The sequence below is a fragment of the Streptomyces sp. NBC_00236 genome (genome assembly GCF_036195045.1).
Taxonomy (GTDB): domain Bacteria; phylum Actinomycetota; class Actinomycetes; order Streptomycetales; family Streptomycetaceae; genus Streptomyces.
The window spans coordinates 1,327,593-1,339,933 of sequence record NZ_CP108100.1 but is presented as its reverse complement, the minus strand read 5'-3'; the positions used below and the strand labels follow the sequence as shown (position 1 = coordinate 1,339,933).

Sequence of the window (12,341 nt, the reverse complement as noted above, 5' to 3'; positions counted from 1 at the left end):
GTATTCATGGCCACGAACGCCATCGACCAGACCCGCCGGATGCTCTCCCTGGTGACGTATCTGCGTGAGCGCCCCGGCGCCCACGTACAGGACGTCGCGCGGGCCTTCGGGATCACCGAGGACGAGCTGATCTCGGACCTCGACGTCCTGCCCATGTGCGGGACGAGCTTCCGCGGCGGGGATCTGCTCGACATCGACACCGACGGCGACCGCATCTGGTGGCACAACCCGGACGACGTCGCGGAGCCGCTGCGGCTCGCGGCCGACGAGGCGACGGCCCTGCTCGTCGCCGCCCGCGCTGTCGCGACGCTGCCCGGCCTGCGCGAGAGCGACCGTCAGGCCCTGCTGCGGGCCACCGCCAAGCTGGAGGCAGCCGCCGGTGAGGTGGGGGCAGCCAGCTCCCGGCTCTCGGTCACCTTCGAGTCCGAGGGCGGCGTCTTCGCCGATGTGGACCGGGCGATCTCCGAGCGCCGCCGCCTCTGGCTGCGCTACTACTCGCCCGCGCGCGACGAGCTCACCGAGCGCGAGGTGGACCCGATCCGGCTGTTCGCCGTCGGGCACACCTATATGGAGGCCTGGTGCCGGTCCTCCGAGGACAGGCGTACCTTCCGCCTCGACAGGGTCGCCGAGATCCGGCTGCTCGACGAACCGGCCGCGCCGCCGGAGCTGGAGCTCCGGGACCTGTCGGAGGGCCTGGTCCAGCCCGCCGCGGAGGACCCCGAGGTCGTGGTCGAGGTCGGTCCCGGCGGACGCTGGGTCGCCGAGTACTACCCGCACGACAGCGCCGAGGAACTGCCCGACGGCGGCCTGCGGATCACCCTGCGCACACCGGACCCGGCATCGCTCCGAAGGCTGGCGCTCCGGCTCGGCGGGGAGGGCCGCATCGTCTCGCCGCCGGAACTGGCGCGCAGCGCACGGACTGCGGCCCGTGCGGCGCTCGCCGCGTACGACGGCCTGGCCTGAGGGGATACCTGAGGAGATATGGGCAATATTTCTGTGGTGTCCGGTGTTTCCGATGTGCCGACCGTTGTCGTTCCCGATTCGGTGCGGTTCAAGGTCGCCTGTCCGGACTGCCGTGCGCGGTTCGAACTGGCGGCGGCGGAGTTCCGGCTGGCGATCGGCGCGAGCAGCCGGACCACGTTCTACTCGTTCACCTGCCCCGCGTGCAGCGTGTCCGTCCGCCGGCCGGCGGGGGAGCGGATAGTGGAACTCCTCACCGGCGGCGGCGTGCGGACGCTCCGCCTGCACACCGGCGCCTGAGGCGTCACTCCGGACATTCGGGACCGTCGGAACCTTCGGACACGAGAAACATCGAGGCACTGCGCATGTTCTGGCCCATGCTCGCCATCGCCCTGGGATTCCTCGGGATCGCCGTCCTGGGCGTGCTGGCCGTCAAGGTCTTCATCGAGGCCCAGCGTCTCGGTCACCAGGTGACAAGCACCACTCAACGCATCAACCGGGCAGCCGAGGACCTGGAGCGGGCGGCCACGAATCTCGCGGCCACCGGTGAAACCCTGCGCTAGGGCCGCCGTTTGATCCGTAGGCGCGGCCTCCTCTTTCACAGGCCCGGGGGGTACGCTGCTGGTGACGGCCCTGGCAGGAGGTGCGGGCCGCAGCGAAAGTATGCATAGGCATTGCCTCGCGTTTACTCCCGCGGGTTACGATCGCTCCCAGCGAAATGGTCGGACGTGTGTCCGGTCCAAGGGCAGCGGTCCCACCTCCAGCCGCCTCAGCGAGAAGGAAGCACATCATGGGCAATCTGAAGCCTCTCGAGATCGTTCTGATCATCGCTGTCATCCTGCTGTTGTTCGGTGCCAAGAAGCTTCCCGACATGGCGCGTTCGCTCGGCAAGTCGGCCCGCATCCTCAAGAGCGAGGCCAAGGCCATGAAGAAGGACGACGAGCCCGCGGCCACGACGGACACGGTCGCCGACCAGGCTCCCCAGCAGCCCGCCGCCGCGCGCACGATCCAGGCCGCTCCCGGTGACGTGACGAGCTCCCGCCCGGTGAACGAAGCGAAGCCCACCACCCAGAGCTGACAGCTGACGGATCTCACCGACAGCTGCCGCACGAGACGAGGGAAGTGGGTTGCTCAAGTCTGCCCGCAAGCAGGAGAAGGACGGCGAGGGGCGGATGCCTCTCGCTGATCACCTGCGCGAGTTGCGTAACCGACTGCTGATCGCGGTCGTGGCGGTCATCGTGATCACGTCGATCACGGCCTTCTTCTACCAGGATCTGATCGACTTCCTGATCCGCCCGATCCTGGAGTCGGTCGGGTGCACCGACGGCCAGAAGAAGCAGGCGAACGGCCGTCCCTGCGCCGAGATGACGGTGAACGGTCTGGTCGCACCGTTCTCCATCGCCCTCAAGGTCTCCCTCATGGCGGGCGTGCTGTTCTCCACTCCCGTCTGGCTCTACCAGCTCTGGGCGTTCCTGGCCCCGGGTCTCCACAGGAACGAGAAGAAGTACGCGCTGAGCTTCGTCGGCGCCGGAGTGCCGCTGTTCTGCGTGGGTGCCGCTCTCGCGTACATCCTGATGCCCCAGACCGCGGCGGTGCTGCTCGACTTCACACCGGACAACACGACGAACCTGCTGCCCGTCGACGACTACCTCGACATCGTCACGCGCATGGTGATCGTGTTCGGCCTCGCCTTCGAGCTGCCGCTCCTGCTCGTCCTGCTGAACTTCACCGGTGTCCTCACGGCCAAGCGGCTCGGGTCCTGGTGGCGCGCGATGATCATGGGCATCACGGTCTTCGCCGCCGTCGCCACCCCCACCGGTGACCCGCTGACCATGGTGGTACTGGCCGCGCCGATCGTGCTGCTCTACTTCCTCGCGCTCGGCATCTGCCTCGTCAACGACCGGCGGAGGCGTCGCGAGAACCCCGACGCCGACCTCGACGACGACGAGGCCTCGGACCTGGACCTCACGCCCCAGGACATCGGCGAGATGGAGAACGTGTCGGCTTCGCTGCCCGCGCAGGCGGACGGGGAACATGACGGCGGACGATCGTCCGGGCGAGACGGTTACGACGACATCACCTGACCTTGTAAGGTCCCCCGGGTGACCAGCGAGATCACCCTTTTCGTCAATCCCACCGCAGGACGCGGCCGGGGCGCGCACGCCGCGCAGCCGGCCGCTTCCGCGTTGCGGGACGCCGGATTCTCCGTCCGTACGGTGCTCGGCGAGGACGCCGATGACGCGTTGCGGCGGGCCCGCGAGGCGGTCGCCGGGGGAACGGGCGCGCTCATAGCCGTCGGCGGCGACGGGATGATGTCCCTCGCCCTCCAGGCGGTCGCCGGAACCCTGACCCCGCTCGGTGTCGTCGCCGTCGGCACGGGCAACGACTTCGCCCGCGCCCTCGGTATGCCGATACGGGATCCGGCCGCGGCGGGACGGCTGGCCGCCGAGGCGCTCAAGGGCGGCGCTGTCCGCGAGATCGACCTCGGCCGGGTCGGTGAGCGCTGGTTCGGATCCGTGCTCGCCTCCGGCTTCGACTCCCGCGTCAACGACCGCGGCAACCGGATGCGCTGGGGCGGCCGGTTCAAGTACGACCTGGCGATCCTCGCCGAACTCGCGGCCTTCGAGCCCATCACGTACCGCATGAGTCTGGACGGCGGACCGTTCCGCGAGATCGAGGCGACGCTCATCGCGGTCGGTAACGGCTCGACCTACGGCGGCGGCATGCGGATCTGCGCGGACGCCGTCATGGACGACGGCCTCTTCGACGTGACCGTCGTCGGCGACTGCAGCCGCGCCACGCTCCTCAAGGTGTTCCCCAAGGTCTACAGGGGAACGCACCTCGGCCACCCCGCCGTCACCGTGCACCGGGTCTCCTCCATTGCGCTGGAAGCGGTCGGTGTCACCGCGTACGCGGACGGTGAACCCCTCGGCGCGCTTCCGCTGACCGCCACCTGTGTACCGGGTGCCGCCCGGGTGCTGGGGGCTCGTTCCACCACGGGCGATTAAAGATCGAGTGACTGTCAGAGGCGGCGGGTAGGCTCGTGGACAAGATGACAGAGGACCTCTCACCAGCTGAGCGATACCAGGCTTCCCGGATCCGAGCCGCCGAGCAGGCGACCGCGCTCGGACCGTTCCGCGAGATGTACGAGTTCGATCTGGACCCCTATCAGATCGAGGCCTGCAAGGCGCTGGAGGCCGGCAAGGGCGTGCTCGTCGCGGCCCCGACGGGTTCGGGCAAGACGATCGTCGGCGAGTTCGCCGTGCACCTCGCCCTGGCCCAGGGCCGCAAGTGCTTCTACACCACGCCGATCAAGGCCCTCTCGAACCAGAAGTTCGCCGACCTGGTCAAGCGTTACGGCGCGGACAAGGTCGGCCTGCTGACCGGGGACAACAGCGTCAACGCCGACGCACCGGTGGTCGTCATGACCACCGAGGTGCTGCGCAACATGCTGTACGCGGGCTCCCAGGCGCTGACCGGCCTCGGTTACGTGGTCATGGACGAGGTGCACTACCTCTCCGACCGCTTCCGGGGCGCCGTCTGGGAGGAAGTGATCATTCACCTCCCCGAATCCGTCACGCTGGTTTCGCTGTCGGCGACCGTGTCCAACGCCGAGGAGTTCGGCGACTGGCTGGACACCGTCCGCGGTGACACGCAGGTGATCGTCTCCGAGCACCGGCCGGTGCCGCTCTGGCAGCACGTGCTGGCCGGCCGCCGGATGTACGACCTCTTCGAGGAGGAGAGCGACCACGGCGGCCGCGGGTCCGGACGCCGTGAGGTCAACCCCGACCTGGTCCGGCTCGCCCGCATGGAGAACCAGCGCGGATACAACCCGCGCGAGCGCCGCCGCGGGAAGATGGTGCGCGAGGCGGACCGGGAGCGCGAGCGGCGCCAGCGCAGCCGGATCTGGACACCGTCGCGGGCCGAGGTCATCGACCGGCTCGACGCCGAGGGGCTGCTGCCCGCCATCACGTTCATCTTCAGCCGGGCCGGCTGCGAGGCCGCCGTGCAGCAGTGCCTGCACGCCGGACTGCGGCTCAACGACGAGGACAAGCGCCGGCTGGTCCGGGAGATCGTCGAGCAGCGCACGGCGTCCATCCCCACCGAGGACCTGCACGTCCTCGGGTACTACGAGTGGCTCGAAGGTCTGGAGCGGGGCATCGCCGCGCACCATGCCGGGATGCTGCCGACCTTCAAGGAGGTCGTCGAGGAGCTCTTCGTACGCGGGCTCGTCAAGGCGGTCTTCGCGACGGAGACCCTCGCGCTCGGCATCAACATGCCCGCACGCTCGGTGGTCCTGGAGAAGCTCGTCAAGTGGAACGGCGAGCAGCATGCCGACATCACCCCGGGCGAGTACACCCAGCTGACCGGCCGGGCCGGCCGGCGCGGCATCGATGTCGAGGGCCACGCGGTCGTGCTCTGGCAGCGCGGCATGGACCCGGGCGCACTGGCCGGACTCGCGGGCACCCGTACGTATCCGCTGCGCTCCAGCTTCCGGCCCTCGTACAACATGGCCGTCAATCTGGTGCAGCAGTTCGGGCGGCACCGTTCACGTGAGCTGCTGGAGACCTCCTTCGCCCAGTTCCAGGCGGACCGCTCGGTCGTCGGGATCTCCCGCCAGGTCCAGAAGAACGAGGAGGGTCTGGAGGGCTACAAGGAGGGAATGACCTGCCACCTCGGTGACTTCGAGGAGTACGCGCGGCTGCGCCGCGACCTCAAGGACCGGGAGACGGAGCTCGCCAAGCAGGGCGCCTCGCAACGGCGAGCGGCGGCGGCGGCGTCCCTGGAGAAGCTCAAGCCCGGCGATGTCATCCATGTGCCCACCGGCAAGTTCGCCGGGCTGGCGCTCGTCCTGGATCCCGGGCTGCCCGCCGGGCGGACCAACGGGCACGGGCATCGGGGCATGGAGTACCACGACGGGCCGCGGCCCCTGGTGCTGACGGCCGAGCGTCAGGTGAAGCGGCTGGCCTCGATCGACTTCCCGGTTCCGGTGGAGGCGCTGGAGCGGATGCGCGTCCCGAAGTCGTTCAACGCGCGCTCGCCGCAGTCGCGTCGGGACCTGGCGTCCGCGCTGCGGACCAAGGCCGGGCACATCGTGCCGGACCGGCACCGCAGGGAGCGTGCCGCGGCCGCCGACGACCGCGAGATCGCGCGCTACCGGGCCGAGCTGCGCGCCCACCCGTGCCACGGGTGCGACGAGCGCGAGGACCATGCGCGCTGGGCCGAGCGGTATCACCGGCTGCAGCGGGACACGCAGCAGCTGGAGCGGCGGATCGAGGGGCGGACGAACACGATCGCCCGCACCTTCGACCGGATCGTGGCCCTGCTCACCGAGCTCGACTACCTCCGGGGCAGCGAGGTCACGGAGCACGGGCGTCGGCTGGCCCGGCTGTACGGCGAACTGGACCTGCTGGCGAGCGAGTGCCTGCGGGCCGGCGTGTGGGAGGGCCTCAACCCGGCCGAACTCGCCGCGTGTGTCTCGGCGTTGGTGTACGAGGCGCGGCAGTCGGACGATGCGGTGGCACCGAAGCTGCCGTCCGGGCCGGCGAAGACCGCGATGGGTGAAATGGTCCGGATCTGGGGGCGGCTCGATGCCCTGGAAGAGGACTTCAAGATCAACCAGGCGGAGGGGGTCGGACAGCGCGAGCCCGATCTCGGATTCGCCTGGGCGGTGTACATGTGGGCGTCCGGCCGGACGCTGGACGAGGTGCTGCGCGAGGCGGAGATGCCGGCGGGGGACTTCGTGCGGTGGTGCAAGCAGGTGATCGACGTGCTGGGGCAGGTGGCTGCTGCGGCTCCTCGTGAGGGGAGTTCTGTGGGGCGGAATGCGCGGAAGGCGGTTGATGAGGTGTTGCGGGGCGTGGTGGCTTACAGCTCTGTGGGGTGAGGTTCCTGCGGTGAGCGGGGCGTTGGTGGGGGGTTGAGTGCGGGTGCGGTGTGGGGTGCGGGTGGGGTGCGCCTGCGGCGGGCCTGTTCCCCTACCCGCCCCTTCCCGTAACCGGGGGCTCCGCCCCCGGACCCCCGCTCCTCAAACGCCGGAGGGGCTGGGGCAGTCCGCCGGAGGGGCTGGGACAGTCCGCCGGAGGCGCAGGGTAGGTCGGCGGAAGGGCTGGATAGTCCGCCGGAGGGGCAGGGTAGGCCGGCGGAGGGCTGGAAGGGCCGAGGGGCTGGGGGTCCGGCTCAAGGGCTGGGGCGTGGGGGTGCGGTCCTGTATGCGCGCCAGCCGCCGTACTCCGTGATGTCCTTCGATCCCTCCACCGCGTACGGCTCGCACAGGAAGCCCGCCGCCGTCGTGCCGTCCGACAGGTCCACCCGGCCCAGCACCATGGGGTGGGGGAGGGCTGCGGTGAGGGTGCCCAGGCCCTCGGCGGGGAGTTCCCAGAGTTCCGTCTCGATCGCGGCGCCCCCCTCGTCCGTGCGGACCAGGCCCGGCTTGGGCGGTGTGGTCGCCAGGGCGTGCAGGCGGTAGACGGGGGCCGTGGTCGTCGTGCGGATCAGGCGGGCGCCCAGTGACAGGAGTTGGGGGTTCAGCGGCTCGCCCGTCAGATGGGCGCCCGCCACCGCGAGGTGGACGGGCGGGGTCAGCAGGGCGGCGATGCGGGCCAGGCGTTCGTCCGTGTGGGCGGGGCCGATCAGCATCACGCCGAACGGCAGGCCCGACACCCCGCCCGCCGGGACGGCCACCGCGCACAGGTCGAACAGGTTGGTGGAGTTGGTGAACCGGCCGAGGCGCGCGTTCGCGCCCAGCGGGTCCGCCGCCACCTCGGCGAGCGTGGGGTGGCCGGGCGCGGTCGGGAGCAGCAGGCTGTCCGCGTCGCCCAGCGCGGCCTCGGCCGCGCCCCGGAGCTCCGCCAGCCGGTCCCGGTCCGCGAACAGGCGATGGGCCGGGATGTCCCGGGCCGCGGTGATGATGCCCGCCACCGTGGGGTCCAGGTCCGCCGGGCCGCTGTCGACGAACGTGCCCACCGCCGTGTAGCGCTCCGCCACGAACGCCCCCGCGTACAGCATCGCCGCCGCCTCGGTGAACGGCGAGAGGTCGAGGGGGCGCAGGACGGCACCCGTCGCGCGGAGGCGCTCCGCCGCGGCCGCGTAGGCCTCTGCCCAGCCGGGGTCCAGTTCGCCCAGCTGGTCCGTCGGCGGTACCGCGATCCGCCACGGGCCCGGGACGCGGGCGGGTGCGGGGGTGAGGGTGGGAGTCGTGATCAGGGCGAGCGCCTGTTCCGCCTCGGGGAGCGTACGGGCGAAGACGGTGACGCAGTCCAGGCTCGCGCAGGCCGGGACCACGCCGTCGGTGGGGACGAGGCCGCGGGTCGGCTTCAGGCCCACGATGCCGTTGAACGCGGCCGGGATCCGGCCGGAGCCCGCCGTGTCCGTGCCGAGGGCGAGGTCCGCGATACCGAGGGCCACGGCCACCGCCGAACCGGAGCTGGAACCACCGCTGACGCGGTCCGGGGCGTGGGCATTGCGGACCGCGCCGTAGGGAGAGCGGGTGCCGACCAGGCCCGTGGCGAACTGGTCCAGGTTCGTCGTGCCGATCACCAGCGCTCCGGCGGCCCGGAGGCGGGCCACGGCGGGGGCGTCCGCAGCCGGTTCGTACGCGTAGGAGGGACAGCCCGCCGTGGTGGGCAGGCCGGCCACGTCGATGTTGCCCTTGACGGCGAGCAGACGGCCCGCCAACGGGAGGAATTCACCGGTGGCGAGGCGGGTTTCGAGGGTGTGGGCCTCCTCCTCCAGGTCGTCCTGCGGGCGCAGGCCGATCCAGATCTCCGGGCGGTCCACCGCCTCGATCCGGGCGTACGCGGCGCGGATCCGGGCGAGGACGGGGGTCGGCATCAGGGTGCTCCTCGGTTCGTACGGGCGAGTGGGGCCAGGGTGACCAGGGCTGTGCCGGCCTCCACCTGAGCACCGGGGCGGGTGAGGATCCTGTCCACCACGCCGTCCGCCGGGGCATGCACCCGGGACTCCATCTTCATCGCCTCCAGCGCCAGCAGCGGCTGACCGGCCGTCACCGTGTCGCCCTCGGCCACGTTGAGCTGCCATACCGAGGCCGCGAACTCGGCCTCCACCAGCCGGCCGCCCTGCGGCACCGTCACCTCCTCGGCCGGCGGGGCCGGAGCGTCGGCGGCCTCGGCCCGGGCGAACTCGCCCGCGGCTTCCCAGGCGTCCCGCTCGGCGGCGAAGGCCGTGCCCTGGCGGCTGCGGAACGCGGCGATCGACTCCGCGTTCCCGGCCAGGAACTCCTCGTACCGGGCGAGCGAGAACTCGCCCTCCTCGATCCGCGGGACGAACCGGCCGGAGATGATGTCGGCGCGCAGGTCGAGGAGTTCGTCGGCCTCCACCGGATACCACTTGATGCGGTCGAAGAAGCGGAGCAGCCACGGGGAACCCGGCTCGAAGGCGCCGCGCTGCTGCCAGCCGGACCAGACCTGGGTGGTCCGGCCGACGAACTGGTAGCCGCCCGGACCCTCCATGCCGTAGACGCAGAGGTAGGCGCCGCCGATACCGACGGAGTTCTCCGCGGTCCAGGTGCGGGCCGGGTTGTACTTGGTGGTGACGAGGCGGTGGCGCGGGTCCAGCGGGGTGGCCACCGGGGCGCCGAGGTACACGTCGCCGAGGCCCATTACCAGGTACTCGGCGTCGAACACCGTGCGGTAGACGTCGTCGACCGAGTCCAGGCCGTTGACCCGGCGGATGAACTCGATGTTCCACGGGCACCACGGCGCGTCGTCGCGGACCCCCGCCATGTAGCGGGCGATCGCCTCGCGGGTCGCCGGATCGTCCCAGGAGAGGGGGAGATGCACGGTGCGGGAGGGGACGGTCAGGGCGTCGGTGGGCGGGAGCGCCGCCTCGGTGCGGTGGAGGAGGTCGAGGAGTTCGGGCTGGGCGAGGACGGCGGGGTCCGTCTGGATCTGGAGGGAGCGGATGCCCGGGGTCAGGCCGGTGATGCCGGGGACGTCCGCCGCCGTCAGGGCCTCCATGAGGGCGTGGACGCGCATGCGCAGGGCCAGGTCCAGCTGCATCGGGCCGTACTCGACCAGGACGTTGTCGTCTCCGCTGCGGCGGTAGGTGAGGACGTCGTCGCGGTACAGGATGCCGCCGTCGGTGATCTCGGGTCGGGGCTCACCGGTGACGGTCACGGGCAGGAAGCGGACCGTGTCGCCCGGACGCAGCTGGCCCAGCTTCCAGCGTTCGGACGTCACCACCGTCGCCGGACAGACGAAACCGCCGAGCGAGGGGCCGTCCGGGCCCAGCAGCACGGGCATGTCGCCGGTGTAGTCGACCGCGCCCACGGAGTACGGCGTGTCATGGATGTTGGACGGGTGCAGACCCGCCTCGCCGCCGTCCGCCCGGGCCCAGCGCGGTTTCGGACCGATGAGGCGGACGCCGGTCCGGGCGGAGTTGAAGTGGACCTTCCAGTCGGCCGCGTAGAAGTCGTGGATGTCCTCCTCGGTGAAGAACTCCGGTGCCGCGTGCGGGCCTTCGGCCGCCCCGATCCGCCAGGTGGCCGTGGGAGCGGGGCGCTCGCCCTCCGGCACGGGGGTGCCGTCCGGCACGTACGCCCCGCCGTGCAGCACGTCGCCCGTGCGCAGGGCGCGGCCGCCGTGCCCGCCGAAGCGGCCGAGCGTGAACGTGGCCGCGCTGCCCAGGAACTCCGGGACGTCCAGGCCGCCGCCGGCGAACAGGAGGTACGTCCGCAGTCCGTGCTCCTGCGGGGCGCCGAGCGCGAGGGTGGCGCCGGCCGGGACGGTCAGCGGCTCCCACTGGGGGACCGGTACGCCGTCGACCGTCACCGGGGCCGCCGCGCCCGTGACGCACACGGTCGTGGGGTGGCTGAAGCGCAGCGCGGGTCCCTGGAGGGTGCACTCCAGGCCGGGCGCGCCCGGGGCGTTGCCGAGCGCGGTGTTGCCGAGCCGGAACGACAGATCGTCCATGGGGCCCGACGGCGGGACACCGACCTGCCAGTAGCCGGTGCGGCCGGGCCAGTCCTGCACGGTGGTCAGGGTGCCGCCGGAGACCACTTCGATACGGGGCGTCGGGTCGTCGGTCGTGGCGAGCGTCGCCGTGGAGTGGGTCGCGTCACGCACCCGCTCGTCTGCCAGGGCGGCCCGCACCAGCCCGAGGTTGGTCTCGATGCCGTCGATCCGGGTGGCGGCGAGCGCCGCGTCCAGCCGCGCCAGGGCCTCGGCGCGGTCGGTGCCGTACGCGATGATCTTGGCGAGCATCGGGTCGTACGCCGTCGTCACCTCCGTTCCCGTCTCGATCCAGCCGTCCACACGCAGGCCCTCGCCCCGGGGGAAGTCGACCCGGGTCAGCAGACCGGCGCCCGGGCGGTGGTCGCGGCTCGGGTCCTCGGCGTAGACCCGCGCCTCCACGGCATGGCCGAGCGGTGCGTCCGGCTGCCGTACGACGGAGGTCTCGCCCTGCGCCAGGCGCAGCATCCACTCGACGAGGTCGACGCCGTGGATCTCCTCGGTGACCGGATGCTCGACCTGGAGCCGGGTGTTGACCTCCAGGAAGTACGCCTCGGCGCGTGCGGCGTCGTACACGAACTCGACCGTTCCGGCAGAGCGGTAGCCGACCGAGGCGCACAGCTCCCGTGCGGAGTCGGTCAGTCGTGCGCGGACGCGGTCGGGGAGACCGGGGGCCGGGGCCTCCTCCAGGACCTTCTGGTTGCGGCGCTGCAGGGAGCAGTCGCGGTCGCCGAACGTCACCACCCGGCCGCGCCCGTCGCCGAACACCTGGACCTCGACATGGCGGGCGTCCTCCACCAGCCGTTCCAGGAAGACCCCCGCCGAGGAGAACGACGCGGCGGCCACCCGCTGCACCCGCTCCCAGGCGCCCGCGAGCTCCTCGGCCGACCGGCAGGCCGACATGCCGATCCCGCCGCCGCCGCCCGTGGCCTTCAGCATCACGGGATAGCCGATGTGCTCGGCGGCTGCCAGCGCCGACCGGAGATCCGGGAGGAGTCCGGTGCCGGGGGCGAGCGGGACGCCCGCCGCCTCGGCGGCCGCGCGGGCGGTGTGCTTGGCGCCGAAGAGGTCCAGCTGGGCGGCGGTCGGTCCGACGAAGACGATGCCCGCCTCCTCGCAGCGCCGGGCGAACTCCGCGTCCTCGGACAGGAATCCGTAGCCGGGGTGGATCGCCCCGGCCCCGGTGTCCTTCGCCGCGCGCAGTACCAGATCGGCGTCCAGATAGGACTCCTTGGCGGGCGCGGGGCCCAGCCGCACCGCCGTGTCCGCGAGCCGGACGTGCGGGGCCGACCGGTCCGGGTCGGAGAAGACGGCGACCGTGCGCAGGCCGAGGCGGCGGGCCGTACGGATGATGCGCACGGCGATCTCGCCACGGTTGGCGATCAGCAGCGTGTCGAAGGTCATCGGTGT

9 protein-coding genes are annotated in these 12,341 nt (G+C 71.7%); 7 read left to right on the top strand and 2 right to left on the bottom strand.

Translation table 11 applies throughout. The annotated features are described in order from the left end of the window. The first annotated feature begins 6 nt into the window (after window positions 1-6). The 7 genes from OG446_RS05880 (at window position 7) to OG446_RS05850 (ending at window position 6,847) form a co-directional block, all read left to right on the top strand. Entirely contained in the window at window positions 7-963 is a 957-nt protein-coding gene (locus OG446_RS05880) for a helix-turn-helix transcriptional regulator (RefSeq protein WP_326664073.1), read from the top strand. 18 nt (window positions 964-981) lie between these two features. After that, window positions 982-1,260, top strand: a complete 279-nt coding sequence (locus OG446_RS05875; RefSeq protein ID WP_328893020.1) for a hypothetical protein — start codon at window positions 982-984, stop codon at window positions 1,258-1,260. Between the two features lie 65 nt (window positions 1,261-1,325). Further along, window positions 1,326-1,523, top strand: a complete 198-nt coding sequence (locus OG446_RS05870; protein WP_328893019.1) for a hypothetical protein — start codon at window positions 1,326-1,328, stop codon at window positions 1,521-1,523. Window positions 1,524-1,747: 224 nt separating this feature from the next. After that, complete coding sequence (gene tatA / locus OG446_RS05865) at window positions 1,748-2,038, top strand: Sec-independent protein translocase subunit TatA (protein WP_328898207.1); 291 nt, start codon at window positions 1,748-1,750, stop codon at window positions 2,036-2,038. A gap of 49 nt (window positions 2,039-2,087) precedes the next feature. Beyond that, on the top strand, window positions 2,088-3,044 hold the full coding sequence (gene tatC / locus OG446_RS05860; RefSeq protein WP_328893018.1) for a twin-arginine translocase subunit TatC: 957 nt from the start codon (window positions 2,088-2,090) through the stop codon (window positions 3,042-3,044). 18 nt (window positions 3,045-3,062) lie between these two features. Beyond that, window positions 3,063-3,968 (top strand): diacylglycerol kinase family protein, encoded by a 906-nt coding sequence (locus tag OG446_RS05855; RefSeq protein WP_328893017.1) that lies wholly within the window; start codon window positions 3,063-3,065, stop codon window positions 3,966-3,968. A 44-nt stretch (window positions 3,969-4,012) separates the two neighbouring features. Beyond that, entirely contained in the window at window positions 4,013-6,847 is a 2,835-nt protein-coding gene (locus OG446_RS05850) for a DEAD/DEAH box helicase (RefSeq protein ID WP_328893016.1), read from the top strand. A 293-nt stretch (window positions 6,848-7,140) separates the two neighbouring features. On the opposite strand, the gene atzF is transcribed toward OG446_RS05850, so the two are convergent. Together atzF and OG446_RS05840 are read right to left on the bottom strand one after the other, a co-directional pair. Then, entirely contained in the window at window positions 7,141-8,793 is a 1,653-nt protein-coding gene (gene atzF, locus OG446_RS05845; protein ID WP_328893015.1) for an allophanate hydrolase, read from the bottom strand. Next, entirely contained in the window at window positions 8,793-12,335 is a 3,543-nt protein-coding gene (locus tag OG446_RS05840) for a 5-oxoprolinase/urea amidolyase family protein (RefSeq protein ID WP_328898206.1), read from the bottom strand. The genes atzF and OG446_RS05840 overlap by 1 nt, the downstream gene beginning before the upstream one ends. Window positions 12,336-12,341: the final 6 nt, after the last annotated feature.